At 67.1% G+C, this 26,213-nt stretch carries 28 protein-coding genes and 1 pseudogene; 20 read left to right on the plus strand and 9 right to left on the minus strand.

The genetic code is table 11. The features are described 5' to 3' along the window. Window positions 1-25: 25 nt before the first annotated feature. Window positions 26-1,012, minus strand: a complete 987-nt coding sequence (locus R8G01_01505) for a peptidoglycan DD-metalloendopeptidase family protein (GenBank protein MDW3212645.1) — start codon at window positions 1,010-1,012, stop codon at window positions 26-28. 262 nt (window positions 1,013-1,274) lie between these two features. Here R8G01_01505 and R8G01_01510 point away from each other — a divergent pair, with 262 nt between their 5' ends. The 7 genes from R8G01_01510 to R8G01_01540 all read left to right on the plus strand — a co-directional run bounded on the left by R8G01_01510 (window position 1,275) and on the right by R8G01_01540 (window position 7,633). Beyond that, window positions 1,275-1,517 carry a hypothetical protein gene (locus R8G01_01510; GenBank protein ID MDW3212646.1) on the plus strand — a complete coding sequence of 81 codons (243 nt, stop codon included), beginning with the start codon at window positions 1,275-1,277 and terminating at the stop codon, window positions 1,515-1,517. A gap of 183 nt (window positions 1,518-1,700) precedes the next feature. Further along, window positions 1,701-2,153: a hypothetical protein gene (locus tag R8G01_01515; GenBank protein MDW3212647.1), complete on the plus strand. Its 453-nt coding sequence runs from the start codon at window positions 1,701-1,703 to the stop codon at window positions 2,151-2,153. After that, window positions 2,150-3,259, plus strand: a complete 1,110-nt coding sequence (locus R8G01_01520; GenBank protein MDW3212648.1) for a hypothetical protein — start codon at window positions 2,150-2,152, stop codon at window positions 3,257-3,259. Before R8G01_01515 ends, R8G01_01520 begins: the two co-directional genes overlap by 4 nt. Next, on the plus strand, window positions 3,256-4,755 hold the full coding sequence (locus R8G01_01525; protein ID MDW3212649.1) for an SCO6880 family protein: 1,500 nt from the start codon (window positions 3,256-3,258) through the stop codon (window positions 4,753-4,755). The genes R8G01_01520 and R8G01_01525 overlap by 4 nt, the downstream gene beginning before the upstream one ends. Continuing rightward, window positions 4,749-6,044, plus strand: coding sequence for a hypothetical protein (locus tag R8G01_01530; protein ID MDW3212650.1), 1,296 nt, complete (start codon window positions 4,749-4,751; stop codon window positions 6,042-6,044). Before R8G01_01525 ends, R8G01_01530 begins: the two co-directional genes overlap by 7 nt. Before the next feature lie 6 nt (window positions 6,045-6,050). Further along, window positions 6,051-7,151, plus strand: coding sequence for a toprim domain-containing protein (locus R8G01_01535; GenBank protein MDW3212651.1), 1,101 nt, complete (start codon window positions 6,051-6,053; stop codon window positions 7,149-7,151). Window positions 7,152-7,162: 11 nt separating this feature from the next. After that, the gene (locus tag R8G01_01540; protein MDW3212652.1) at window positions 7,163-7,633 is read left to right on the plus strand and encodes a hypothetical protein; all 471 of its coding nucleotides are present in this window, start codon (window positions 7,163-7,165) and stop codon (window positions 7,631-7,633) included. Window positions 7,634-7,810: 177 nt separating this feature from the next. On the opposite strand, the gene R8G01_01545 is transcribed toward R8G01_01540, so the two are convergent. The 3 genes from R8G01_01545 to R8G01_01555 form a co-directional block, all read right to left on the minus strand. Beyond that, window positions 7,811-8,686: a PQQ-binding-like beta-propeller repeat protein gene (locus R8G01_01545; GenBank protein ID MDW3212653.1), complete on the minus strand. Its 876-nt coding sequence runs from the start codon at window positions 8,684-8,686 to the stop codon at window positions 7,811-7,813. A gap of 305 nt (window positions 8,687-8,991) precedes the next feature. Next, a complete protein-coding gene (locus R8G01_01550) occupies window positions 8,992-9,264 on the minus strand; it encodes a hypothetical protein (GenBank protein MDW3212654.1) in 273 nt (90 codons plus the stop codon). Between the two features lies 1 nt (window position 9,265). Beyond that, a complete protein-coding gene (locus R8G01_01555) occupies window positions 9,266-9,406 on the minus strand; it encodes a hypothetical protein (protein ID MDW3212655.1) in 141 nt (46 codons plus the stop codon). Between the two features lie 158 nt (window positions 9,407-9,564). Between R8G01_01555 and R8G01_01560 the strand changes: the two genes are divergently transcribed. Next, window positions 9,565-10,512 (plus strand): tyrosine-type recombinase/integrase, encoded by a 948-nt coding sequence (locus R8G01_01560; protein MDW3212656.1) that lies wholly within the window; start codon window positions 9,565-9,567, stop codon window positions 10,510-10,512. 108 nt (window positions 10,513-10,620) lie between these two features. On the opposite strand, the gene R8G01_01565 is transcribed toward R8G01_01560, so the two are convergent. Beyond that, window positions 10,621-11,322, minus strand: a complete 702-nt coding sequence (locus tag R8G01_01565) for a 4a-hydroxytetrahydrobiopterin dehydratase (protein MDW3212657.1) — start codon at window positions 11,320-11,322, stop codon at window positions 10,621-10,623. An 82-nt stretch (window positions 11,323-11,404) separates the two neighbouring features. Continuing rightward, window positions 11,405-12,448, minus strand: coding sequence for a winged helix DNA-binding domain-containing protein (locus tag R8G01_01570; protein ID MDW3212658.1), 1,044 nt, complete (start codon window positions 12,446-12,448; stop codon window positions 11,405-11,407). A gap of 468 nt (window positions 12,449-12,916) precedes the next feature. Here R8G01_01570 and R8G01_01575 point away from each other — a divergent pair, with 468 nt between their 5' ends. The 4 genes from R8G01_01575 to R8G01_01590 all read left to right on the plus strand — a co-directional run bounded on the left by R8G01_01575 (window position 12,917) and on the right by R8G01_01590 (window position 16,016). Further along, on the plus strand, window positions 12,917-13,345 hold the full coding sequence (locus R8G01_01575) for a GNAT family N-acetyltransferase (GenBank protein ID MDW3212659.1): 429 nt from the start codon (window positions 12,917-12,919) through the stop codon (window positions 13,343-13,345). Between the two features lie 231 nt (window positions 13,346-13,576). Then, the gene (locus tag R8G01_01580) at window positions 13,577-14,524 is read left to right on the plus strand and encodes a tyrosine-type recombinase/integrase (GenBank protein ID MDW3212660.1); all 948 of its coding nucleotides are present in this window, start codon (window positions 13,577-13,579) and stop codon (window positions 14,522-14,524) included. Window positions 14,525-14,718: 194 nt separating this feature from the next. Further along, on the plus strand, window positions 14,719-15,033 hold the full coding sequence (locus R8G01_01585; GenBank protein MDW3212661.1) for a winged helix-turn-helix domain-containing protein: 315 nt from the start codon (window positions 14,719-14,721) through the stop codon (window positions 15,031-15,033). Next, on the plus strand, window positions 15,030-16,016 hold the full coding sequence (locus R8G01_01590; protein MDW3212662.1) for a permease: 987 nt from the start codon (window positions 15,030-15,032) through the stop codon (window positions 16,014-16,016). Before R8G01_01585 ends, R8G01_01590 begins: the two co-directional genes overlap by 4 nt. Window positions 16,017-16,235: 219 nt before the next feature. Here the strand turns inward: R8G01_01590 and R8G01_01595 are convergent, their stop codons facing one another. Continuing rightward, window positions 16,236-16,760: a pyridoxamine 5'-phosphate oxidase family protein gene (locus R8G01_01595; protein ID MDW3212663.1), complete on the minus strand. Its 525-nt coding sequence runs from the start codon at window positions 16,758-16,760 to the stop codon at window positions 16,236-16,238. A 38-nt stretch (window positions 16,761-16,798) separates the two neighbouring features. Then, entirely contained in the window at window positions 16,799-17,326 is a 528-nt protein-coding gene (arr, locus tag R8G01_01600) for an NAD(+)--rifampin ADP-ribosyltransferase (GenBank protein ID MDW3212664.1), read from the minus strand. Between the two features lie 68 nt (window positions 17,327-17,394). Between arr and R8G01_01605 the strand changes: the two genes are divergently transcribed. The 5 genes and pseudogenes from R8G01_01605 to R8G01_01625 all read left to right on the plus strand — a co-directional run bounded on the left by R8G01_01605 (window position 17,395) and on the right by R8G01_01625 (window position 22,015). Further along, entirely contained in the window at window positions 17,395-17,943 is a 549-nt protein-coding gene (locus tag R8G01_01605; GenBank protein MDW3212665.1) for a TetR/AcrR family transcriptional regulator, read from the plus strand. Window positions 17,944-18,699: 756 nt separating this feature from the next. Beyond that, window positions 18,700-19,008, plus strand: coding sequence for a transposase (locus tag R8G01_01610; GenBank protein ID MDW3212666.1), 309 nt, complete (start codon window positions 18,700-18,702; stop codon window positions 19,006-19,008). A gap of 107 nt (window positions 19,009-19,115) precedes the next feature. Further along, the gene (locus tag R8G01_01615) at window positions 19,116-19,469 is read left to right on the plus strand and encodes an IS3 family transposase (protein MDW3212667.1); all 354 of its coding nucleotides are present in this window, start codon (window positions 19,116-19,118) and stop codon (window positions 19,467-19,469) included. 506 nt (window positions 19,470-19,975) lie between these two features. Further along, a complete protein-coding gene (ltrA, locus tag R8G01_01620; protein ID MDW3212668.1) occupies window positions 19,976-21,424 on the plus strand; it encodes a group II intron reverse transcriptase/maturase in 1,449 nt (482 codons plus the stop codon). A 107-nt stretch (window positions 21,425-21,531) separates the two neighbouring features. Continuing rightward, window positions 21,532-22,015 (plus strand): annotated as a pseudogene (locus tag R8G01_01625) (IS3 family transposase). A 108-nt stretch (window positions 22,016-22,123) separates the two neighbouring features. Here R8G01_01625 and R8G01_01630 read toward each other — a convergent pair. Next, window positions 22,124-23,005, minus strand: coding sequence for a PIN domain-containing protein (locus R8G01_01630; GenBank protein MDW3212669.1), 882 nt, complete (start codon window positions 23,003-23,005; stop codon window positions 22,124-22,126). Window positions 23,006-23,376: 371 nt separating this feature from the next. Between R8G01_01630 and R8G01_01635 the strand changes: the two genes are divergently transcribed. The 3 genes from R8G01_01635 (at window position 23,377) to ltrA (R8G01_01645) (ending at window position 26,110) form a co-directional block, all read left to right on the plus strand. Next, window positions 23,377-23,685, plus strand: coding sequence for a transposase (locus R8G01_01635; GenBank protein ID MDW3212670.1), 309 nt, complete (start codon window positions 23,377-23,379; stop codon window positions 23,683-23,685). A gap of 44 nt (window positions 23,686-23,729) precedes the next feature. Further along, window positions 23,730-24,155 (plus strand): hypothetical protein, encoded by a 426-nt coding sequence (locus R8G01_01640; GenBank protein MDW3212671.1) that lies wholly within the window; start codon window positions 23,730-23,732, stop codon window positions 24,153-24,155. 506 nt (window positions 24,156-24,661) lie between these two features. Beyond that, the gene (gene ltrA / locus R8G01_01645; protein MDW3212672.1) at window positions 24,662-26,110 is read left to right on the plus strand and encodes a group II intron reverse transcriptase/maturase; all 1,449 of its coding nucleotides are present in this window, start codon (window positions 24,662-24,664) and stop codon (window positions 26,108-26,110) included. Window positions 26,111-26,213: the final 103 nt, after the last annotated feature.

Raw genomic sequence — 26,213 nt, forward strand, 5'->3', positions numbered from 1 at the left:
CGCGACCGGTGCCGGGATTCGCTCCTCAGAAGCTGCAGCCGTCTGGGCTGAGCGACTCGGGCGTGACGCCGGAGCCGGAGTCGTAGAGCGCGCGGAGGAGCGCTTGGGGGCAGCGCTGCTGGCCGTTGACCTTGATCTCGAGGTGGAGGTGTGGTGCTCCGGACCGGCCAGTGTTGCCAGACCACATCAGCAGCTGGCCGGCCGCAAGCTCGGCGCCGACCTGGATGCCGTTCAGTCGGTTGCCGTGGCAGTACACGTAGCGGGCTCCGTCGTCGCCGTTGATCGACAGTCCGATTCCGCAGGTCTGTTCGCAACGGCCGACTTCCCAGCAGTTGTGGGGCCACTCCACGACGCGGGCGACGGTGCCGCCCCGGACGGCGTAGATGGGCGAGCCGACCGGGATCATCAGGTCGATCGCCGGATAGTCGTGGTGTGGCTCGCCGAGCATCGAGGGCGTGGCGTCGATGAGTGTGCGGTCGATGGGGAGGGCATAGCCGTCGGCTGACACGGCGCCCACGCACGCTGTTGTGGTGGCCTCGGCGTTCTTGGTCTCGTAGACGCTGAGCCAGTGCTCTTGGTACTCGCGCACGGTGAGCCGGTTGCCCGCGCCCGGCATCGGGACGATGTCGAGCTGGGTGGGATCGGTGGCGGCGACCGGCCAGTACCAGATGACGGGCACGTAGGCGACGTCCCCGTAGGTAGCGAGCACCGCTTGGACGTCGGTGGCGGCGCGGGCGTCCTGCGCCTCGGGCGGGGCGAGGTAGGCGGACTGGTAGCCCTCGTAGTCGTCCCATGTGCTGTCGATGTACTGGTACGCGCCTGACGCGCCGCCGCTGTTCTTCGGAGCGGCGTAGTTCCCGCCGGACTCGACGGTTCTGATCGTGTCCAGGATCACGGCCAGTTCACCGCAGCCGGCGGCGACGCTGCCGCCGTTGCCACCGATGACGGCGGGGATGCCGAGTAGGGCGCTGCTGAGGAGTGCGATGGCGGCGAGCGGTGCTTTGAGGATCACGTCCTGACATGCCTGCTCGGCGGGGCATTTGTGACGCGAGGTGTCACGACAGGGCCTCTCGGGAGGCATGTCTCCACCGACGGCCTTCACGGTTCGGCCGGTGAGCAAAGGAGGAAGCCAAATGCAGGTGGTCAAGTGCCTTGGAGGTCGTCGTGTTCAACCCCTGGTGGCCGTCGTCGTCCTTGTGGCGGCGACGGCCGTCGTCGGTGCCGGCCAGCCAGTGCGGGCGGCGCCGGTTGGTGGAGAACCGGACCCGACCGGGATGCCTGGCGCCCAACTCGTGACGCAGCTCATCAACTGGTTGATGTGGGCGTCGCTGATGGCGTGCCTCGGGGCCGTACTGTACGGCGCAGCACTCTGGCGTGGCGGGGCCCGGTTGGGGAACACACCACGTGCTGAGGACGGACGGACCTACGTGGCGGGTGGCGCGGTCGGAGCTCTGTTGGCGGGTCTCGCGGTCGTGTTGATCAACACCCTCTTCGAGGTCGGCCGCGCCGGTGGATGAGCGATGCGACGCGTAGCCGTTCCCCTCTTGATGGTCGGAGTGTGCGCGGCGTGCGTCGGCGACGGCCGGAACGCGGGGGAACCCGTGCCGACCTCGGTCGATGACCCCGCGAACGGTTCGGGACCGCCGTCCGCGTCGGCCGACCCGCAGCCTTCCGATCCGGTCGCCGCAGCCGTTGCGTTCGTGGCGTCGACCGACAACCTGATGGCGCACTCGTCGATCGGGCGCCGTGAGATCTTCCGCAAGCTGGTCGTGCCCGACCAGGTGGCCCCCAACGCAGATGCACTGGAACGGGTTGCGGAGAGCATGGCGGCCACGCTGGACGTTCCGGTGTTCCGCCTGACGTGGGTGGAGGCGCCGCTCACGGCGACTCTCGTTCAATCGTCCGCCGGGCGGGCCACGGTCGACGTGTGGACGGTGTCGGTGCTCGGCGCACCCGATGCGGGCGCACCCCAGCAGGCGTGGCGCACGGTGCACGTCGTGCTGGACCTGGTCGACGGGATGTGGCTGGTGGCCGACTCGTCGGCGGACAGCGGCCCCACCCCGATCGTCAGCGACGTGGCGCTTCCGGCCGACTTCGACGGGTTTGCCGAGGTGGCCGGCTGGCCGGCCGTCGTGCAGGGGGTCGGGCTGTGAGGCGCGGTGTGGTCCTGGCGTTCCCGTGGGGGCCGATCGACGACGTCATCATGGCGCCGTTCACCGCGGCGGCTGGGTGGGCGTGGGACACGGTCATCAACGGGATCACCGATTGGCTGGCGAAGGGCTTCGTTCTGTTGCTCGACTTCGTGTGGTCGATCATGGACCGATCGAGTTCGCCACGGTTGGAGTCGGAGTGGTTTCGCGGCCAGGCCGGTGCCCCCTACGTGACGGCGGTCGCGGCGGCCACCGGACTGTTGGCGATCTTCGTGTTCTGCGCGCTGATCCAGGGCGTGCTTGCCGGTCGTCCGCTTGAGCTGGTGAAGCGGATGGTGTTCGACACACCGGCGGCGGTGGCAGGGATTCTCCTGACGGCTTCGTTCACCCAGGTCGGCGTCGACCTGGTCGACGCGATGTCGGACGGGATCTGGTCGGCGACGCGGCCGAATGCGGTGGACGCGGTCGACGGATTGGTCGTCACGGCCGGGAGCCTGTCGCCGGCCTCGTTTCTCACCCCCCTCTTGCTGCTGCTCGGGATGTTGGCGTTGTTGATGTTGTGGGTGGTGCTCGCGGTGCGAGAGGCGCTGATCTACCTCGTGGTCGCGTTGGCGCCAATGGCGTGGGCGACGAGTGTGTGGCCGGCGGTCGCGCTCGTGCGCCGGCGAACCATCGAGCTACTCGCCGCCTTGGTGTTCTCGAAGCTGGCGATCGCGATGGCGCTCTCCGTCGGCCTTGGCGCACTCGGCGGCCTCGGCGCAACGGGGGAGCCTGGTGCGTCGGCGGTCGACAATGGGCTCGCCGAGTTCAGCACGCTCGTCGTGGGGATCATCACGTTCGGGCTGGCGGCGTTCATGCCGTTCGTCGTGATCAAGCTGATCCCGATCGTCGAGGCCGCCGTGATCGCGCAGGGCATTTCCGGCGCCCCGACCCGGGCGCTGCAGACCGGGCTGCAGTACTCGTACTACTTCCAGGGGATGAACGGGCGGCTGGCCGGTACCGGGCAAGGCGTGGCCGGCGCGGGGCTGGCGGCCGAGGCCGGCGCGCTGGCCAGCGGTCAGAACCGGGCGACCGACCCGGCGACCCGACCGGTCGGAGACCGGCAATGACGGCCACGCCAACCGAGCCGCGCACCTACCGGTTGTCGCAGCTCGTGCGAACCGGCCTGTTCGGATCGATGCCGACCTCGCAGGTGGTGGTGCTCGGTGTCGGTTGCGGCTTGTCGTTCGCGGGTGTCCTGCTGCGGCTGTTCCCTTGGGCGCTGCTTCCGGCGCTGATCGCGGCGGTCGTGGCGTTCAAACGCGTCGGCATCTGGTCGCTACACGAACTGATCCCCCTCAAGGTCAGCTGGTTGGCCCGACGTCGCTCACACGGCTGGTATCGGCGGGTGCCGATGCTCGCGCCGGGTGAGCGCGGTGCGGTGGACCTGCCACCGCCGATGGCCGGACTGGACTTGCTCGACGTCGACGCGTCGTGGGTCGCTGCCCCGGATCGGCTGGCGGGCATCGGCGCGGTTCACGACCAGGACGCGTCCCTCGTCACGGGCGTGCTGCGCGTCACGGGGGACGGCCAGTTCTCGCTGCTGTCGGCCGACACACAGGACACCCGCGTCGGAATGTGGGGTGACGCGCTCGGCGCGTTCTGTCGAGAGCGTGCCGTCGTGTGCAGGATCGCGTGGCAGGAGTGGTCGACGTCGACTCGCCTCGACGCCCCGGTGGAGGACAACCAGCGATCGGGTGCGTTGGCGGTGGCCGCGGCCGACTACACGGAGCTGGTCACTCGGTCGGTGCCGCGGGTGGTCGGGCACGACACGTTGGTGTCCCTCTCGCTCGACCTTGCGAAGGTTCCGGCTCGCCGAGCTCGAGGCGCCGACGTCCTGTCGGCCGGGTTGCAGATGTTGGTGGAGGAGTTGCGGCTGTTCACGGTGCGGCTCGAAGCCGCGGGGCTTTCGGTGGGGGCTCCGCTCAGTCCGGCAGAGATCACCGCAGCGGTACGCCTGCGGTCGTCGCCGTTCGCCGACGCGCAGCAGCGGGCGTTGTCGTCGTCGCTGGCTGCCGGGCTCGGCATCGTGGCGGCGGACTTGGCGCCGATGGCGGTGTCGGAACAGTGGGAGCAGGTTCAGGTCGACGGTGCGCTGCATCGGTCGTGGTGGATCGAAGGGTGGCCACGTTCGGAGGTGCCGGCGGTGTGGATGGACCTGCTGTTGCTCGGCGGCGAGTGCACCCGCACCGTGAGCGTCGTGTTCGAACCGGTCGCTCCGTCCCAGTCGGCCCGCGAGGTCGACGAGGCGTCGGTGTCGCTGGAGTCGGCCGAGGCGGCCAAGTCGAAACGAGGCTTTCGTGTCCGCGCCGGCGATCGGCGGGCGCGGGAGGAGGTCGAGCGGCGTGAGCACGAACTCGTCGCCGGGTACGGCGAGCTGACGTACTGCGGGCTCGTCACGGTGTCGGCGCGCACGCTCGACGAGCTGGAGGACGCGAGCGCCGACTTCGAGCAGTCCGCCGGTCACGCCGGGGTTCAACTGCGTCCGCTGATCGGTCGCCATGGCCAGGGATGGGTGTCGGCACTGCCACTCGGTCGCACCGTCGCGGAGCGGCGACGATGGTGAGGCGGTCGTGGCATCGTCGTCGGCCCGGGCTCGCTCTGCCGCGGCATCGGGGCACGACCGCCAACCTGGCGTCGCTGTACCCGTGGCACACCGGGCCCGGTCCGACCAGCCGCGGGCCGTACCTCGGCGTGAACGTGACCGGCGGCGGGACTGGCTGGTTCTACGATCCGTTCGAGCTCTACGGCGGGGCGCTGACCGACTCCAACGTGCTGATCGCAGGCCGACCCGGCAAGGGCAAGTCGAGCGCGGTCAAGACGTTCCTGTATCGGGAAGTCGGCGTCTACGGCCAGAAGCGGTTCATCGCCGTCAACGACCCCAAGGGCGAGTACGGCGCACTCGGCGAGCGGCTCGGGATGGCGTCCGTCAAGCTCCACCCCGGCGGCACCCACCGCCTCAACCCACTCGACCCAGCGCCCGGCGACCGGGACGACCGCGGGCTGCTCGGCCGCCAGCGGCTTGTCGTCGGAATGCTCTCGGTTGTGCTCGACCGACGGCTCGAACCCGCCGAGGAGTCCCTCACCTCCCAGGCAATCGCCCACCTCGCGTCGACGGGGGAGCGGTTCGATTTGGCCGACCTCGCCCGGGTCGTCGCCGACCCACCGTCGGAACTGCTCGCATCCGACGAGTTCACCGCCATGTCCGAAGTCGAGATGCGCGCCGCCGCGGTACCGGTCCGGTTCGCGCTCGGCAAGCTGCTCGACCGGACGTTGCGCGGCATGTTCGACGGCCCCACCAACGTGTCGGTCGACTGGGAGCAAGGCGCGGGTGTCGTCATCGACCTGTCCGCCGTGTTCCAGGACCGCGAGGCGCTCCCGCTCGTGATGATGGCCGCCACCTCATGGCTCCAGTCAGCGATGACGGCGCTCGCCCCCGGCCGCCGCGGTCTCCAGGTCGACGACGAGGTGTGGGCGCTGCTGGCCAACGAGTGGACCGTGCGCCATCTGCAGGCGCGGCTCAAGCTGTGCCGCCATTGGGGCATCTGCAACATGTTGGTGTGCCACCGCCTGTCCGATCTGCGCGCCCAGGCCGCCGACGGCTCAGCTGCCCAGAAGGTCGCCGCGGGGTTGCTCGGCGACACCGGCACACGGATCTTCTTCCAGCAGGCCCCCGACCAGGTCGCCGACGCCACCGAGCTGCTCGGTCTCACCGTCGCAGAGGCCCGCCACCTCCCACGCCTTGTCAAAGGCAGGGCCCTGTGGCGGGTGGGGGAGCACGCCGCGATCGTGCACCACGTGCTGTCGCCGACCGAAGCCGCGATCTGCGACACCGACCAAGCGATGGCTGCGTGAGTCGGCGTGGCGAACCCGAGGTACGACCGCGACGAGGTGCTCCGCCGGACCGATCTCGCCGCGCTCCTCGACGAGTTGTCCGGTCGGGCGACCGGGCACGGACGATCGGCCCGGTGGCACTGCCCGGTGCCGGATCACGACGACGTACACCCGTCGGTGACGATCCGGGTCGATCGGCGCGGGGTCGAACGCTGGAAGTGCTGGTCGTTCGGACACGGCGGTACCGCCATCGACGCCCTCTCCTACGCCCGCGGCGCGCGTTTCCGTGACGCACTCCAGGAGCTCGCCTGCCGCTCCGGCGTCGCTCCCGACGAAGTGGGAGTACGCACGATCCGTCGGCCGCTCGAACCACGCACTCCCACCCCGCTGCAGCCACCGGCGGTGAAGTACATCGAAGCGTGTGAACGGCTTCTCTGGGAGCCCGCTGGACGGCGTGTTCTCGAGTACCTGATCGACGAACGCGGACTCGACGCCGACGTACTGCGCGCCAACCGCGTCGGAGCCGACCCTGGCACCCGCCAGCTCCGCCGCGCCGGTGGGCTCCCCAAGGACGGCGTCGGTGCGGTGTTCCCGGCGATCGACGCCGACGGGCGGCTCGGCTACTTCCAGACCCGCTACCTCGACCCGCGACCCAACAGATCGAAGTACGGGAACCCAACCAGCCGGCACGGCGACAACCCACGTCACGGATGGACCCGTCCCACCAGCGAACCCAAGCAGCCGGTCGTGATCTGCGAGGGCTACCCAGACGCCTACACCGCAAACGGCGCTGGCTACACGGCCGTCGCAGTGCTCGGCACCGGTAACGCCACCGCTTCGCTTGCCGAACAGATCGCCCCGCGACTGGATGGGCGGCCAGTGATCTTGGCGCTCGACGGCGACGAAGCCGGCCAGGCCGCAACGAAGTATTTCCGATCGGGATTCGAGCGGTGTGGCATCATGGTGGTCGAGCTTCCCGTCCCGTCTGGGATGGACTTGAACAGTTGGGTGCGCGGCGCCCGGCAGGTTCCGGACCTCGGTCGTGGGACACGACCCACTCCATACCCGAACGACACCGCCGCGCCAGCACGGCCCCCGGTGCCGGACCCGGCGATCCCAGGTCGCTGAGGAGGAACCGGATGACAACGCTTCCCGACTACTGGTTCGTGTACATCACGATCAACGACGACCTCGATCGGTCGGAGCTCACGGCCATCACACCGGCCGCGATGAACCGCCGCGAGATGTCGATCAATGGCCGCAAAGTGCTCGCCGCGGTCGAGATGTTCTGCGAAACGAACGACCATGGCAGGGTCGTGTTCCTCGCCGACGTCACTGCCTGGCTGCACTACGACAAGGGGTTCGAGTGGCACGACCTCGACGTCGACCTCGACGAAGCAATCGCCACCCTCCACGAGAGCGGACCCTCGATCGTCCTGCACGCCGACCCCACCGCACTCGCAGTGGCTGCCTGCGGGCGGGCCAACATGGTGCTCCTTGCGCCCGGTCAACCGGAGGAGCGAGCCGGGGACTTCGACGCCGAAGTGCGCGCCGATATCGTCGACGTGCTCACGGCCAACTGGCACGTCGTGGCGCCGGGTGTCGGATGACCTGACGTCCCCGGGCAACGTGAGGCCGGTGGCAGCCGCAAATGGATGCGGACATGCCCCGAGTCGACTCACGGCCGCGCGTTACGAGCGGTGCAGCGGCGAGCAATGTGCCGGTACTGCTCGGGCAGATGGCTTCTCCGTGACGTGGCGATATCGCGCGCTTGTGTCGAAGGGTCGTCAATCTCGGTAGGGCTGCTCAGCTCGACCGATCGCGACGGCGGTGCCGGATGATCCGGTGCCAATGAACCAGAACGTGCCCTCCTCGTCGTAGCTGCCGCCCCGGCCGGGGTTCGGCAATCCGCTGACCCATGACTCGCTGCCGGTCGCGATGTTGATGGCGTGCACATCGGTGCCGACGGGAACGGCGATCATCTCGTCGGAGATCTGGGCGATCAGGTGTGGGCGGGTGGGCCGATCAGGTGTGGCGCAGGAACTCGCAGCGCTGCCAGAGCTGCTCGCCGTCGCGCGCTGTCCATGCGACAAGCGGCGACGCCGACGCCGGGCCGGCGGTAGCGCGGCGACGAACCCAGGGACGGTGTCTTGCCAGACGACCGAGTCGTCGCGGGACACGGACACCTCGATCACTTGTCGAGCAGACCCACCGCCTGCGGTGGACAGCTCCAGACCGTCGGCTTGCGTCGGCGGGATGCCGATGCCGAACGACACCGCATCCGATGTGATCTCATCAGCGTCGGAGGCGTCCTCGCCCGTGGTCGGTTCGACCACCATGATCGGTGTTTCATCAACGGACCCATCGAGTACCCACAACAGGTCGCCGCCGCGCAGCGTCGCCTCCGGTGCGTTCAGCTGCCGCCGCCAGCGCTCCTCACCAGTCGCTGCGTCCAACCCCACAACGGCGTCGCCAGTCAACGCGCCGACCACTGGTCCCGCTGCGGCAATCCCACCGAGGAACTCGACGGCGCCACCATCGAACTCGGAACACCACACGATCTCTCCCGAGTCGATCGCGATGCCGCGCACCACGTGTTCGATGGAGCTGACGACGGCGACGTCGTCAAAGACAGCCGCTCCATCCGGCCAGCCGACAGGCATGGACCATCGTGGTTCGCCGGAGTCGACGTCGAAGCCGACCACACCGCCCGGACCAGTCGCGCCATCTTCGCAGCCCCGATCGGCGACTTCGTCGCCCCCGCAGCCGACCAACGCCAGAGCCGCAATCGAGGCCAACATGGCCGGTCGAGCAACCATCTGACGAGCCTGCCACATCCTCAGATCGTCCGCCTGCTGTCTCGGCGCCGCCACGCATATCGCGCGTCGCCACTGGCGCTCCGCCAGCGCGTGAACGGCACGTCAGGCGGAGCGTTACGGCGACCGAGCCGCTCGATAATCGCGACGGGTCAAGCAGTCTCGACGAGGTGTCCGTAGCGCTGTTGGGCGGCCTGGGCTGACGTGCCGAGGAGTTCGCCGATGCGTTGCCAGGACAGCCCCTTGCTGCGGGCGGCAGTGACGGCTTCGACGATCTGACGCTCGCCGCGAGCCCTCGCGATCGCGGCGCGTTGGATCAGGTACTCCTCGACGGGTCGCTCGTTGCCGGGCTGAGGGTCGTAGTCCTCGAACCGCTTGGCGAGTTCGTCAGCGTGGTCGAGGATCTCTTGGATCGATCGCGGCATCTCAGGTCTCCAGGAACTTGGCTCGAGCGGGCATGGCGTGGACGATGAAGTCGATGCCATCGGATTGGGCGACGCCGATCTCGAGCATTCGGCCGGCGGTGTCCGCGCCGATGAGCATGGTGAGGTCGTCGAGGTCGAACACTCGGATGGGTGTCGGTAGGCGTGCAGCATGTCGGTGTCGGAGATCTGGTGCTTGCGGGCCGAGGGCACGATCACCGGATCCACGCCGTCAACTTACCTTGATGTAGCGGTGGTGTAGTGCTCGGCTGGTTGTCCCTTCACCTCGACAGGAGCAGCACCATGATCAGCACCACGTTCACCAGCCCGTTCGACGCCCCGCCCGCCGGCGACCTCGTCGCCGTTGATCTCGATCCTCGCCGCCAGGTAGCGCATCGCGCGATCGCCGGCTATCTCGCGGGCTACTCGGGCGCGACGCTGGACGCCTATCGGCTCGATCTGCGCCAATGGGTGACCTGGCTCGACGGCAACGGGGTCGACATCCTGAGCGTCCAGCGTGCTCACATCGAGCTGTACGCGAGGTGGTCCGAAGAGCACGGCCTTGCCCGCTCGACGATCAGTCGGAGGCTGTCGACGATCTGTGGCTTCTATCGTTACTGCTCCCAGGAAGCTGTCATCGATCGCGACCCGGCCACCTACGTGCGCCGCCCGAAGATCGACTACGAGTCCCACACGCTCGGTCTCGATCGCAACGAGCTCGGCGCGTTCTTGGTCCAGGCCGGACTGTGCGGCGGCCGCGACCACGCGTTGATGTGCCTGCTGGCGTTGAACGGGCTGCGGATCTCCGAAGCCCTCGGCGCCGACATCGAGAACCTCGACTACCAGCGCGGGCACCGCACACTGTTCGTGCACCGCAAGGGACACAAGACCGCCACCATCCCGCTCGCACCGCGCACGGCGACATCGCTCGACCTGTACATCGGTGAACGCAGCAGTGGACCGATCTTCCTCAACGCCGACGGCACCCGTCGACTCGACCGGCACGCCGCGGCGAGGATCGTGCGACGGTTGGCGAAGGCTGCCGGGATCGACAAGCGGATCAGTCCGCACTCGCTGCGCCACAGCTTCATCACAGCGGCCCTCGACGCCGGCGTCCCGCTCCGTGATGTCCAAGAGGCCGCGTCGCATGCCGACCCGAGAACAACGATGCGCTACGACCGAGGCCGAGGATCACTCGACCGGCACGCCACCTACATCGTTGCCACGTTCGTCGCCGGCGCCAGCCGATGACCACCGTCGGCGGTCAGAGCGGACCGCCGACGTAACGCTCGAGTGCCGGTTCCAGAGTCGGTCTGTGATCGGCGTGCGGCCGTGAATATCGAGCACTCGGTTGGTGAGTCAGTCCTTCATGACTGCTGACGCGTCGACGCACAGCACGCCCGTGTTCCCGTCTTGGTCGGCGATGACGGTCAGGAAGGGTGCTTGGCTGTCGTCGACGACGGTCCCGCCTGCGTCGACGGCGGCGACGATTCGCTGCTCGCGCACTTCGGGTGCGACGTACACCTCGATGTGGAACCGTTGACGTGGGTTCTCGTCGGGGTCTCCGAACCACAGGTTCGGGACGCGGCCCATCCCGTCGCGGATCTCGTCGCTTGGGGTGCCGCGACCCTGGTCGTCCGGGCACCCGGTCAACAGCGCGGCCCACACCGGAGCGATGGTGCCCGAATCCTCCGTGTCAAGGCCGAGCTCGATCACGCTCACCGAGGCCGGATCGGCGCCGAGTCCGTGGTAGGAGGCGATCTCGGTGATTCGTCGCGCGAGATCGATGTCCTGCTGTGTCACCCACTCGACGACGTGTTCTTTTCCTTCGTCGTCGCGGTAGATGGCGTCGTCGCTGACCAACTTGAGGTCGACGAACCCGTCGCCGATCGACACCCGAGGGTGATGTCCGAGCGAATCTCCCGCCTCGCCGACCGCAGCGACGAACCGTGCGGCACCGCTGAAGCCCCCGACGAGATAGCGGGCGTGCAGTCCCTGGGCCAGCTTGCGCCAGTCGGCCAAGCCGGCTTCGGCGATCGTTTCACCCATCAACATGTCCATGAGCAGCGACCGTACCTTGCCTCCCGCCGCTGGCTCGCGCGTCCGGGCTGCGCGATGCGATCGGTCCCGGGCTCGGTCGTGTTCAAGTCCCGATCGTGATGGTCGGGCCGTCGGGGAGGCGATCCCACCACCGTTCGAATCGTGAGAACACGTCCGGCTCCCGGTCGGCGAGGAACCGTCGCAAGTCACGCGCCTCATCCTGCAAGCCCTCCAGGGTCGCATCATCGAGCGGTTCCAGCGCTCGAATCCCGATCGCGTCGGGCGATGCCCGCCAAACACCCCGGACGACACCTCCGACGAGGACAGTCGGCAGGACATCGCCGTTCCGCCGGACGACATGCGGGCGGTGCTCGTCAGGGATCACGCGAGAGCGATCGGCGTACGCGAGCAGCACGCTGTCCCACATGCCCAGCAGTCGTGGCGGCAGCGTTGCCAGCTCGGCGTCGGATCGTGGCTCGCCACCGCTCACATCGAGGAGCTGCGATCCGTCGGGTCCGGCCACGGCGACGACGTCGGCCATCGACGCAACGACTTCCTTGAGAGCAGACCGCTTCAAGATCGTGAACTGCGACACGTCCGCAATCGTCGCGGGGCCGAACGCCGCGAGGTAGCGACGCACGAGCTCTGCGGTCGCAGCGGACTCGTCATCGTCGGCCGGTGTGCAGGGCAAGAAGGCCGGGCGTCGGCCAAACGACCACGGGTCGGCCGTCGCAGCGTGCCGGAAGCCGCCGACGACGCGCAACGCCGACCAGAGTCGAGGCGGGTCGTCGACGTCGGGAACGAGCTCGGACAGCACCCCTTCGATGTCGGCGCTGTCGTGTGGCTCAGCCATCACCGTCGTCAGCCGGTCGAGGAGGTCGTCGACCCGTTCCGCCGTGAGACCGGTGTCGTCGAGGACGTCGTGGTAGCCGGCGTCGCGCACGCGACTCTGCATCGCGGCCCGCACCCACCCGATGTCGTCGGCGTCGACGGCGTGCAGTGTGAACCGGAACAGAGACGCCTTCACGATCGCACCGTCAGCGAAGGCGCGGTCGAGGTCGGTTGCGTCGAAGCCGTCGATGCGATTCCACAACGCCAGATACGGCGCCGCTGGTTCCTGGGCCTGCAACGCCAGCACTGATCGCACGGCGTCGGTCACCCCGACGCGCCACCGCGCCGATAAACCCTGACGAACGTTCGTTTCGAACGTCAACGCTTCTCTGGTCCACGCCGTCACGACCACAACGTAGACGCGATGAGTCACCGACGCGACCGGCGGTCCTTCGGCAATCGCTCGACAATCAACGGAGTCGACTCAGCACACCGGATGTGCTCCGGCCAGATCGCCCACCGGGCGCTCCGTGAGTCGCGCGGGTCAGTTCGAGACCGCCCGAAACCCGCAACACCGGTCCGCGACAGCGCATGTTGTTCGCGACGTCGCCGTCTGACGCGCACGGTGCGGCACATCAATCGGAGCGTTCTCGTCGGTCAAGTACGCGAGAGCGCGCGGCTGAGCGGTAGCTTCTCGACCTGCCACACTCGGCCCGTGTCGGTCGACGTTCGCGTCCTCGCCGCTTCCGAATAGGCGCTGTGGCGGGATGTCACCCTGCAGTCGCTGGCAGACTCGCCCAACGCCTTCCGTCCGACGCTCGCCGAAGCGAGCGTTCAACCCGAAGAGTTCTGGCGAGGGATGGTTGGGCAAACCGTCGAACACGAGCGCTCCAACCTCTGGGTTGCCGTCAGCGGCGATGACCTTGTCGGCAAGCTGTTTGCCCGGATCGACGAGGAGCTCACGACTGTCTACCTCGGCGCAATGTGGGTCGCCCCTGACGCTCGGGGCGCAGGAATTGGCGGTCGCCTCATGCAAGCGGCCGAGGCGTGGGGCGAGGACCGTGGGGTCACCCGGTACGAGCTCTGGGTGACGGAAGCGAACCAGGCAGCCGTCCGCTTCTACGAGTCTCTGGGCTACGTGCCCACAGACGACATTCAGATGCTGCGCGAGGGGTCCGAACTGGTCGTCCGCAAGCTGCAGAGGGCGATCTGATCAGCCACTCCTACGCCGTTTCGTTGGGGCCGTGGCCGTCCCCCGGATGCGCTGGTCGAGCACGCATATCGCTCCGCCCGGCGTGCTGAACGACCCGTCCGAGAACGGCACGTCAAGCGGAGCGTTACGACTGCGTGAGCGCTCGATAATCGCGGCGTCGGATGGCAGCCGGTGGACTGGGCCGGATCGTGGTAGTCGGCTGGATGGCCCCTTCACGAGAGGAGCCCTGCCATGTCCGACACAACTTCTGCTTCCCCGTTCGCGGCCCCGCCTGCTGGCGGACTGATCGCCGTCGACCTCGACCCTCGACGCCAGCTCACTCACCGAGCGATCGCCGGCTACCTGGCCGGCTACTCGGGCGCCACGCTCGACGCCTACCGGCTCGACCTACGACAGTGGGCGACCTGGCTCGACGGCAACGGCGTCGACATCCTGAGCGTCCAGCGCGCCCGCATCGAGCTGTACGCGAGGTGGTCCGAAGAACACGGGCTTGCCCGCTCGACGATCAGTCGGCGGCTGTCGACGATCTGCGGCTTCTACCGCTACTGCTCCCAAGAAGCCGTCATCGACCGCGACCCCGCCGCCTACGTCCGCCGCCCCAAGATCGACTACGAGTCCCACACGCTCGGCCTCGACCGCAACGAACTTGGCGCCTTCCTGGTCCAGGCCGGGCTGTGCGGCGGACGCGACCACGCACTGATGTGCCTGCTGGCCCTGAACGGACTGCGTATCTCCGAAGCCCTCGGCGCCGACATCGAGAACCTCGACTATCAGCGCGGGCATCGAACGTTGTTCGTGCACCGCAAGGGACACAAGACCGCCACCATCCCCTTGGCGCCGCGCACGGCGACATCGCTCGACCTGTACATCGGCGAGCGCACCAGCGGCCCGATCTTCCTCAACGCCGAAGGCACACGACGGCTCGACCGCCACGCCGCAGCGAGGATCGTGCGACGGTTGGCGAAGGCCGCCGGGATCGACAAGCGGATCAGCCCGCACTCGCTGCGTCACAGCTTCATCACCGCCGCCCTCGACGCCGGCGTCCCACTCCGCGATGTCCAAGAGGCAGCGTCGCATGCCGACCCGAGAACCACGATGCGATACGACCGAGGCCGAGGATCACTCGACCGGCACGCCACCTACATCGTCGCCACGTTCGTCGCCGGCGCCAGCCGCTGACCACCCTCGGCGGTTAGCGCGGACCGCCGACGTAACGATCGAGTTGCCGGCTATGAGCGCAATCTCGACGTGCGTATGGGCGTTGTTCTGATCGCAGGTTGACGGTGGATGACGCATCTAGCCGCACGGCGAGCCTCTGATTGCCGAGGCGAGCCGTTGCGCTCACGACAATCATCGTTTATCGTCAATGAACGATGATACTCCGTGCTGATCTCGCCGACGAATACGCCAGCTGGTTCCGTTGCCTCGCGGATGGCACCCGCGTCCAGATCCTCAACTATGTCGCCAACGCCGACGATCCGGTCACCGTCGGCCAGATCGTCGACGCGGTCGGCAAGAGCCAATCGACGGTGTCGCGCCATCTGCAGCTGTTGGCCGACGACCGGTTCATCTTCACTGAGCCCGACGGGGTTCGGACGTTGGTGACGGTCAACACCGACTGCATGACCGCGCTGCCCGCCGCAGCTGCCGCGATCATGGCCAGCGCAGATCGCGCAGTGAGCACGTGATTCGCGACACGCTCTGGCTGCTGATCGAACTCACGGTCTTGTTCTTCGGGGTCGCGTTCATCATCCATCTGTTCCAACGCCGGTTCGGCGCCGAACGGCTGCGCGCCTGGATGGGCGGCACGCCGTTGATGTCGGCGGTGAAGGGCATCGCGGTCGGGTTCGTCACGCCGTTCTGCACCTACTCGGCGATCCCGATGCTGGTCGGGTTCCGCCAAGCCGGCGTCCCTCCCGCTGGCTATGTCGCGTTCATCACTGCCGCTCCCGTCCTCGACCCGGTCCTGTTCGGCGCCCTCGTCGTGATCGTCGGACCACAAGCTGCGTTGATCTACACCGCCGTCGCGTTCGGTGCCGCGATCACGATCGCGCTCGTCGCTCAACGCAGCGACCTCGAACGCCACCTCAAGCCCATCCCCCAAGCCCTTGCCGCCCCGACCCGACACGTCGTCACCGTGCCTGCACCACCGGCCGCCGCGGAGGTCGACGTCGGGATCGAAGGTGTCGTTGATGGCAAGGCGGCCTGTGGCTCCGACGGCTGTGGAACCGGCGACGAGACCCCATGGCGCGGCGCCCGCACCGAGATCGTCGACGCGTCGCGAGCCGCGTTCGGACTCCTCAAGTCCGTCGCCGTGTTGCTACTGGCCGGCATCGCCGTCGGTCTCGTCATCGAATCGATGGTCTCACCGTCCACGGTTGCGACGCTCACCGGTGACAACGGCGTCTGGTCGATCCCGGCGGCCGCCGCACTCGGCACACCCCTGTACGTGCACACCAGCTTGTTCGTCCCCATCGCCGACGCCCTCACCGAAGCTGGCGTCGGGATCGGCGCGATCGTCGCTCTCACCATCGCCGGTGCCGGCGCCAACGTCCCCGAGTTCATCATCCTCACCAAACTCGCCAACCGCGGCATCATCGCCATCTTCTTCACCTACATCTTCACGGTCGCCGTCACCGGCGGCCTCATCGCCCACGTCCTTCTTCAGTAGCCGACCCGCGCCAATCACTACGACGGATCGCACTACGGGCCGTGGTCGGGGCTCGCTCGCCAACGGTGATCGCGCCGACATACCGCTCCAGGGGCGGTTCGTGCGAGCTCCGACCCGGGCCCCACGTCCGGTGCGGTGGGTTTTCCTCGTGCGCTACCGATCTGGCGTGAGGAGTTTGCGCTACCGGGTGCTCCGTCCCGAGCGTGAGTGGCGAACACGTCAGTCGGTTGAATCGGCCCAGTCCGACGCGGTCATGCTGGCCCTGTCGGCGAGTTCCTGGAGAAAGCTGGGGATGCGTCCGGCCCCGTAGTCGTAGAAACGGGCCCAGGTCGGGGTGATCGCGATGCGAGCCATGCGGTCGTACATGCGACGCACGTTCTGTTCGAACTCGGCGGCAGCGTTGGCGCCCATGTTCTTTCGTGCAGCGGCGAGGTACTCCGGAACGACGCCGTCGACGATGTCGACCGTCGCAGCGCCGCGGACCGAAAGCGCGCGGGCGCCACCGGGCGTGTCGCCGGAATCGATGGCCAGCGCTACCGCTGGATTCGCCGAGAGTGCTGCGACCTTGGGTGCGGTGGACGCGGTGGAGACTACGAACTCGGTGCCGGTCCAGTAGAACCCGACTGGAACGACTCGTGGCGACCCGTCGAGGGCGGTGTATGCGAGGTGTGCGGCTGCGGTCGACGCGATCAGGTCCTGAGCGTTGGGGTCGGCGAGTTCGGCGTCGATGCTGGTCTGGTCCATGTTGGTATTCCTGTCGTTGTTGTGGTGCTGATCTCGTATCAGTCCTCGATGACGTCAAGTCCCTCGGCGCGAAGTCGGGCGAGGTTGTCGAGCATGCCTTGGAGCACCTCCGGTGGGTGGGGGTCCCAGGTCTTGATCTCGGCGATCACTCGCACCGGATGCTTGGTGCGGTACGACTGGGTGACGTTGCCGGGGAACCGCTTGTTGGTGACGTTCGGGTCGTCCTCGAACGGTCCGGTGGGTTCCACCCGGTAGATGCGCTCGGTTCCACTGCCGGTCAGAGCAACGGCGAGCTCCGCGCCATAGACGGCGGGCTCCAACAGTGCGGCGAAATACACGTGATTCGAGATCCGGCCGTCGTGGTAGTTGCTCGGGTGCCCAGCGACGATCTCGTCGCCGACGTCGAAGGTGGCCTTGGTGCCGTGGAAGAAGGGTCCGGTCACATGGTGGCAGTGGTCGAAGGTCACCGGGACGTGCTCGACGTCCGCGGATCGGGCGATCGCGTCGGCGATCGACGTGGTGGCATCGGTCAGCTGCCCGGAGTGCAGAGGTTCTCGTCGTATCATTAAGTGGAGGATTATACTCCGTTTCGTGAACGTGGTTGGAGCGAGGCGCATCGGACCGAGGAGGACCCATGCGCGCTGACGCTCAGCGGAATCGGCAGCGGCTGGTCACCGCTGCGATCGAGCTGGTCCTGGAGGTCGGGGGCGAACCGACCCGCGATGCGGTGGCGCAGCGTGCCGGGGTCGGGATCGGCACCCTCTATCGCCACTTCCCCGACTCACAGTCACTACTACGAGCTGTCGCGCTCGAGGCCATCGATCGAGCCATCGAACACGGCAACGCCGCGCTCGCCGAGTCCCCCAACGGTCGCGGTGCGCTCCGCCGCTACCTACACGGCGCGATCGACACCGGACTCGGGGCGGTCAACATCGTCCACCCGTTGCTCAACGATCACGATTGGTCCGACCGACGTGACGCGGCCGAGGACCTGCTCGAGCGGCTGGTCGCTACCGCAGAACAGAACCAGGAGATCAGCACCGACGTCACCTCCGACGAAATCGCGCTCGCAGCGATCCGATTCTGCCGGCCCCTCGCCATCGGCCTCGACCCCGCCCGCGAGCGCTCCATCGCCCATCGCCAACTCGACTGCTACCTCGACGGGCTCGCAACCCACCACTGACGCTCACTGTCAGAACGCCAGGTTCCGGCAGCAGCGAAGGCCACCAACCCGCAACGGGCGGTCGACGCCGACATCCCGAGGGTGATCTGACGACCCCCAGTCGGGAACCGGACCAAGACACCCAAACCCACGGATAGCCCCCTACACGAAAAACCCGGAACCGTTCGCGGGCACACATCACACTCACGCTGGCGACGCCACCGAACCGTCCGAGAGGCAGGTCAGCGGACACGCTACGCCGTCACGACCCGCTCGGCATCGCGATCACCGACGGTGGCGAGTCTCGGAAGTCGGCGTAACGCTCGTCTTGGCCGGTTGCTGAGTGGGGTTGACGTCTTTCGGCCTGTGTGGTTATGCGTGGAAGTTCGGCGGACTGGGCGGCTCGGGAGTCGATGAGCCCCAAGCCCATCCCGAGTGTGACGTCCATCTGCCTGGTCGAGCGATTGGCCTGGTCGAGGGCATCTCGGATCGGCCGAGGCACGTCACGGGACAGTGCGGGGCGGTGGGATGCTGGCGGGGAGTCCACTAGTGCCGATGACGACAACGTCCGTCACAGTCTCGGCGAGTGGGGACTCGATCAGGGCGGGCGTCCAGGTGTCGAAGCCGCCGATGCCGAGCACGGCGAGCAGTTCGTTCGAACCGTCGGATGGGGTCTCCAAGGGCATGAGCATTGAACCGCCCTGGGTTGTGGTCTGCCCCGGGGATCGCGCGGGCGGTTGTACTTGAATCTCGGGCACTGATGATGAGGAGGTCATCGTGCCAAGGAAGTATCCGGCGGAGTTCCGTCGCAAGGTGTTGGATCTGATCGAGGCCGGCAAGTCGGTCGCTGAGGTCGCTGACCTGCTCGACGTGTCGGGCCAGACGATCTACAACTGGCGGAATCAGGATCAGATCGATCGCGGTCAGCGAGCCGGGGTGACGACGGCGGAGTCGGCCGAACTGGCGGCCGCCCGCAAACGGATCCGCGACCTCGAGACCGAACTCGCCGTGACCCGGCGTGCGAACGAACTGTTGAAGGCGCAGTCGGACCCAAAAGGCGGTGGGAGGTCGTCGCACAGGTCGTGAGCGAGGGTCTCCCGGTCGAGGTGACGTGCCGGGTGGTCGGCGTGTCGGTGTCGGGGTTCTATGCGTGGCGCAACCGCAAGCCCTCAGCGAGGGCGGTCCGTCACGAGATGATCGCCGACGTCATCCGCGAAGTCCACGACGATTCGCGCCAGACCTACGGCGCTCGCCGCGTGCATGCCGAGCTCGTGCTGGGGCGCAAGATGGTCGTGGCGCGTTGCACTGTGGAGCTCGTGATGCGCCGGCTCGGGCTGGCTGGGCTACCGGGGCGGCCGAGATACCGCAGGACCCCGAACACACCGACTGCCGAAGATCTCGTCAACCGAGACTTCGCCCGGACCGAGCCGAACCGCCTCTGGCTGACCGACATCGAGCGCCACGAGGCGCTTCCCAACCGTGTGGTGATGAAAGGACACCACCGTGTGCTCGTCGCAGCGGGCGCACCGAAGCTGAGGGCAGCCTGATCCGGGGAACGCCGGGGAGGGTGGACAGCAGCCCTGACAACGACGGAACGGGCCAGCACTGCCAGATGGTCCGGGTCCGGCAAGCAAGACGGAAAGGCGTACGTGAGGAACCAGCGACTGAACGCTCCTCAAGAGAGCCAGCAGCTCGAACCTGGTGGATCTGGGCTGCGTAGCAACGCGCACCCGCACGATGTGCGGGGAACTCTGCGGTCGGGTGATGTCGCCGGCCGGGAGGCCACGATGAAGGCCTGCGGCGTAGTCGTGGCGATGTTGCAGGGGCATAGCTGGACGCCGACCCCGTCGAACGGTTGGAGAGTGAACGTGGGAACCATCCCGCTGGTCCCTCCCCGCTGCCCAGCCAGGGTGGCGGGTGGGAAGGCCCGTTGCCGGTTGATGCCGGTGGGGTGGGGCGGAGGACCCGTAGTAGTCCGAGGCCGGGAAAGCCGGTCACATGGCGAAGGGGTCCAGCGTGTTCGCAGCAGACAAGCGGAGCGTGGAGGTCGCTGGTGAATACCGGCGCGCCGTGGCCGAGCCTCGAAGAGGCCGAGCTGCGGGTACGCGTGATGCAGACGAAGCTGCACCACTGGGCGAAGGCCGATCCTGGCCGTCGCTTCGATGACTTGTTCAACCTCGTGTATGACCCGGCGTTCCTCACCGTGGGGTGGCGTCGGGTGCGGGGCAACAAGGGCGCACGAACCGCCGGGGTCGACGGAATCGCACCGCGATCGGTCGTTCTCGGTGTCGAGGAACTGCTGACGGGCATCAGGGATGACCTGAAGGCCCGTCGGTTCGTTCCTCAACGGGTGCGGGAAAGGACGATCCCGAAGGGCAACGGCAAGGTCCGTGCCCTGGGGATCCCGACGACCGCAGACCGGATCGTGCAGTCCTCGTTGAAGCTGGTGCTCGAACCGATCTTCGAGGCGGACTTCAAGCCCTGTTCGTATGGCTTCCGTCCGAAGCGCCGAGCTCAAGACGCGATCGCCGAGATCCACTACCTCGCGTCACCGACCCGGAACTACGGGTGGGTGTTCGAGGCGGACATCGAGGCGTGCTTCGACCAGATCGACCACGCGGCCCTCATGGACCGGGTGCGGAATCGGGTCGGGGACAAACGCGTGCTGGGGTTGGTGAAGGCGTTCCTGCGAGCCGGTGTCCTCTCCGAGGACGGCGCCTGGCGGGAGACGATCACCGGCACACCCCAAGGCGGGATCCTCTCGCCGCTGCTGGCCAACATCGCGTTGTCCGTGCTGGACGAGCACTTCACCCAGAAATGGGACGCGCTCGGAGGGGAATGGACGCGTGCCAAGCGCCGTCGCGCCGGGGAACCGGTCATGAGACTCGTCCGCTACGCGGACGACTTCGTGGTCATGGTCCACGGCACCCGCGACGACGCCGAAGCACTCCGCGACGAAGTCAGCTCGGTGTTGGCCCCGATGGGCTTGCGCCTATCAGACGCCAAGACGAGGGTCTGCCACATCGACGAGGGGTTCGACTTCCTGGGATGGCGCATCCAGCGTCGCGCCTGGCGAGGCCGGACCGGCAAGACCGCTGTCTACACCTACCCGTCCAAGAAGAGCCTGCGCTCGATCATGGACAAGGTGCGACAGCTCACCCGCCGAGCGAAACATCGAACGCTCGCAGACCTGCTGCGCCGACTGAACCCGGTGCTGCGGGGCTGGTGCAACTACTTCAGGCACGGCGTGTCATCACGCACCTTCGGCTACCTCGACCACTTCGCCTTCTGGCGGATCGTCGGCTGGCTGAAGAAGCGACACCTCGGCTTGAACATGCACACCCTCATCCGGCGCTACGTCCCCAACTGGGAGATGCGCGCCGGCGGGATCGACATGTTCCGACCGGAAGCGGTCGCCATCGAGCGCTACCGATACCGGGGCACGAAGATCCCGACCCCATGGGACAGCGAGACCACAGGATCACCCGCACCAGCGGCATGAACACGTGGAGAGCCGGATGCAGTGGAAGCTGCACGTCCGGTTCGGAGGGCGGGCCGGAGAAACCCACCCACCGAAAGGTGGACAGGGCGCTCCGGTCCGACCCCTACACCGAACACCGCACACGCGAGGGCAAGGTCTACTGCGCCGTCGTGCTCGACGCGTTCTCGCGCCGCGTGGTCGGCTGGTCGATCGACTCATCCCAGACCGCCAACCTGGTCGTGAACGCATTGGGCATGGCGATCGAGAACCGTCAGGCCGACGGCGTCGTGATCCATAGCGACCACGGCACCCAGCCAGTACACCTCGTGGGCGTTCACCCGCCGCGCGATCGACTCCGGGCTGGTGCCCTCGATGGGTTCGATCGGGGACTGTTACGACAACGGCCAGATGGAATCGTTCTGGGCCCGCATGCAGGTCGAGCTACTGAACCGCAAGCGCTGGAACACCCGGCTCGAGTTGGCGAACGCGATCTTCGAGTACCTTGAGATCTTCCACAACCGGCAACGACGTCACTCGTCACTCGGCATGCTCAGCCCGATCGAGTACGAGCTCCGTCACGCCGACAACCTGGCCCGCGATCAAGCAAGCTGACCGCGCGAAACCCGGGGCACACGAGAGCCTCCATCAAAGCCAGGGCGGTTCAGCCGTCGGCCCTCAAGCGGAATATGTCGTCGACGTGGAGCCTTCCCGTCACGCTGTCTACGGCTCGTCGACATTGGGGATGCCGTTGAACTCCGCCTTTGTCGCGAGTCCGAGGTCGTTCGTGATCAACACCACGACCCTGTCGGGTTGAGATGCCTGAATGGTTAGCGTCGAGGCCAGCACTCGATCGTCGGGCGTGTTCGGGTCCAGCCAGGTCGGAAGCCTGGCGAAATCTGGTTCGACCGGCTCAATCCGTGCTGTGAGGCTGCCTTCGACGGTCACGCCCGCCAAGAGGGATCCGCGGTCGCGAAGCCCCTTGATCCGCTTTGCGGCCTTGGCGGCCGCAGCGCGAACCTCCTGCGATCGGCCGCGGTCCTTCAAGTCATCGAGCTCTCGGATGACGGCCGGCACGAAGACCAACTCGACCGGAACGCGATCGAAGGGCTTTGAGAATCGAGCGAGGTCCGGTTCGCGGAGCAGGCAGTTCGTGTCGATGATTGCGACAACGCCGCGTGTGCGGTCGGGTGCTGCTTGCTCGATGAGGTCGTCGATGGCCGCAGTGTCGCTTGTCGCCTTGTCGACCGCCTCAGCGATTGTCGTCGGGACCGACCAGTCATTGCTGTTCGATCGGTCGAGCCAGCCCCGTACAAGTTTATCGACGTCGCCGATGCGGCCATCGATCTCGGGAAGGGATGCCACGAACAGGAGTCTGAACCGCACGAGCCACCGGTCGTAGCGCACGAGCAGGTCGTGCCGGCGCTGTACAGCTGCTGGGGTGTCGTCGCTCCGGCGTCGATCTACGAACCCGATGAAGCCGACCGGCCAATCCACTCGCTCGATACTCGAGCTCTCAACCACGGCAACGAACGCCTCTCGAATCTCGTTCCACTCGGTGCTGAGCAGGTCTGCGTACGACCGCAAGTTCGAGACATCGCTCATGGATGAAGTCTCCCCCAACGGATCCCGCGAACACAGCATCGACCCGCGGGTGCCGCGAGCTGTTTGACCCGCTCTGTATTGACGGCGACCTCGCCACCAGACGACCGCTCGCGAACGGCACTTACGAGTGTGGCGAACCGACCCATAATGGTCACGAGTTCTGACGCCACTGGCCGCCCGGTCGCAGAATCTGGAGCTGATCGTTCGCGAGCAAGGTGGCGCAGCGCGCGCTGTAACACCCTTCGTTCAGACTGTGGCGATACCTCGCGGAGTGCGGTCGATACCCTCACCTGCTGACGCGCGGGTCTGCTGCATGAATCGGTGACATCTCATCTGGCTTGCTCGAGGAGCGGGCCTGGAAGGATGTTGCTATGCCGAAGCCGTACCCGAAGGAGTTCCGCGACGACGTCGTGAGAGTCGCCCAGAACCGTGAGTCGGGGGTGACGCTCGAGCAGATAGCGAAGGACTTCGGGATCCACCCGATGACCCTGTCGAACTGGCTCTCCCAGACCGCCATCGACGCCGGCACCAAACCCGGCAAGACCACCGCGGACAATGCCGAGTTGCGCGAAGCGAACAAGCGGATCCGTCTGTTGGAGCAAGAGAACGAAGTGCTGCGCCGAGCGGCTGCGTATCTGTCGCAGGCGAACCTGCCGGGAAAAGGATCTACCCGCTCGTGACGGAGCTCGCTGCTGATGGGATCCCCGTCACGGTGACGTGTCGGGTGTTGAAGCTCTGCCGCCAGGACTACTACCGATGGCTCCACGAACCCGTCACCGATGCTCTGCTCGACGAGGCGCACCTCACCAACGCGATCTTCGACGCCCACGTCGACGATCCGGAGTTCGGGTATCGGTTCCTCGCCGACGAGGTCCGCTCAGCCGGCTTTGACGCGTGCGACCGGACGGTGTGGCGGATCTGTCGAGACAACGGCTGGTGGTCGGTGTTCGGCAAGAAGAAGAGCAAAGCGGGCAAGCCGGGCACGCCGGCCCATGACGACCTGGTGAAGCGCGACTTCACCGCAGCGGGTCCTGACGAGTTGTGGCTCACGGACATCGAGCGCCACGAGGCGCTTCCCAACCGTGTGGTGATGAAAGGACACCACCGTGTGCTCGTCGCAGCGGGCGCACCGAAGCTGAGGGCAGCCTGATCCGGGGAACGCCGGGGAGGGTGGACAGCAGCCCTGACAACGACGGAACGGGCCAGCACTGCCAGATGGTCCGGGTCCGGCAAGCAAGACGGAAAGGCGTACGTGAGGAACCAGCGACTGAACGCTCCTCAAGAGAGCCAGCAGCTCGAACCTGGTGGATCTGGGCTGCGTAGCAACGCGCACCCGCACGATGTGCGGGGAACTCTGCGGTCGGGTGATGTCGCCGGCCGGGAGGCCACGATGAAGGCCTGCGGCGTAGTCGTGGCGATGTTGCAGGGGCATAGCTGGACGCCGACCCCGTCGAACGGTTGGAGAGTGAACGTGGGAACCATCCCGCTGGTCCCTCCCCGCTGCCCAGCCAGGGTGGCGGGTGGGAAGGCCCGTTGCCGGTTGATGCCGGTGGGGTGGGGCGGAGGACCCGTAGTAGTCCGAGGCCGGGAAAGCCGGTCACATGGCGAAGGGGTCCAGCGTGTTCGCAGCAGACAAGCGGAGCGTGGAGGTCGCTGGTGAATACCGGCGCGCCGTGGCCGAGCCTCGAAGAGGCCGAGCTGCGGGTACGCGTGATGCAGACGAAGCTGCACCACTGGGCGAAGGCCGATCCTGGCCGTCGCTTCGATGACTTGTTCAACCTCGTGTATGACCCGGCGTTCCTCACCGTGGGGTGGCGTCGGGTGCGGGGCAACAAGGGCGCACGAACCGCCGGGGTCGACGGAATCGCACCGCGATCGGTCGTTCTCGGTGTCGAGGAACTGCTGACGGGCATCAGGGATGACCTGAAGGCCCGTCGGTTCGTTCCTCAACGGGTGCGGGAAAGGACGATCCCGAAGGGCAACGGCAAGGTCCGTGCCCTGGGGATCCCGACGACCGCAGACCGGATCGTGCAGTCCTCGTTGAAGCTGGTGCTCGAACCGATCTTCGAGGCGGACTTCAAGCCCTGTTCGTATGGCTTCCGTCCGAAGCGCCGAGCTCAAGACGCGATCGCCGAGATCCACTACCTCGCGTCACCGACCCGGAACTACGGGTGGGTGTTCGAGGCGGACATCGAGGCGTGCTTCGACCAGATCGACCACGCGGCCCTCATGGACCGGGTGCGGAATCGGGTCGGGGACAAACGCGTGCTGGGGTTGGTGAAGGCGTTCCTGCGAGCCGGTGTCCTCTCCGAGGACGGCGCCTGGCGGGAGACGATCACCGGCACACCCCAAGGCGGGATCCTCTCGCCGCTGCTGGCCAACATCGCGTTGTCCGTGCTGGACGAGCACTTCACCCAGAAATGGGACGCGCTCGGAGGGGAATGGACGCGTGCCAAGCGCCGTCGCGCCGGGGAACCGGTCATGAGACTCGTCCGCTACGCGGACGACTTCGTGGTCATGGTCCACGGCACCCGCGACGACGCCGAAGCACTCCGCGACGAAGTCAGCTCGGTGTTGGCCCCGATGGGCTTGCGCCTATCAGACGCCAAGACGAGGGTCTGCCACATCGACGAGGGGTTCGACTTCCTGGGATGGCGCATCCAGCGTCGCGCCTGGCGAGGCCGGACCGGCAAGACCGCTGTCTACACCTACCCGTCCAAGAAGAGCCTGCGCTCGATCATGGACAAGGTGCGACAGCTCACCCGCCGAGCGAAACATCGAACGCTCGCAGACCTGCTGCGCCGACTGAACCCGGTGCTGCGGGGCTGGTGCAACTACTTCAGGCACGGCGTGTCATCACGCACCTTCGGCTACCTCGACCACTTCGCCTTCTGGCGGATCGTCGGCTGGCTGAAGAAGCGACACCTCGGCTTGAACATGCACACCCTCATCCGGCGCTACGTCCCCAACTGGGAGATGCGCGCCGGCGGGATCGACATGTTCCGACCGGAAGCGGTCGCCATCGAGCGCTACCGATACCGGGGCACGAAGATCCCGACCCCATGGGACAGCGAGACCACAGGATCACCCGCACCAGCGGCATGAACACGTGGAGAGCCGGATGCAGTGGAAGCTGCACGTCCGGTTCGGAGGGCGGGCCGGAGAAACCCACCCACCGAAAGGTGGACAGGGCGCTCCGGTCCGACCC

The organism is Ilumatobacteraceae bacterium (assembly GCA_033344875.1).
Taxonomy (GTDB): domain Bacteria; phylum Actinomycetota; class Acidimicrobiia; order Acidimicrobiales; family Ilumatobacteraceae; genus Ilumatobacter.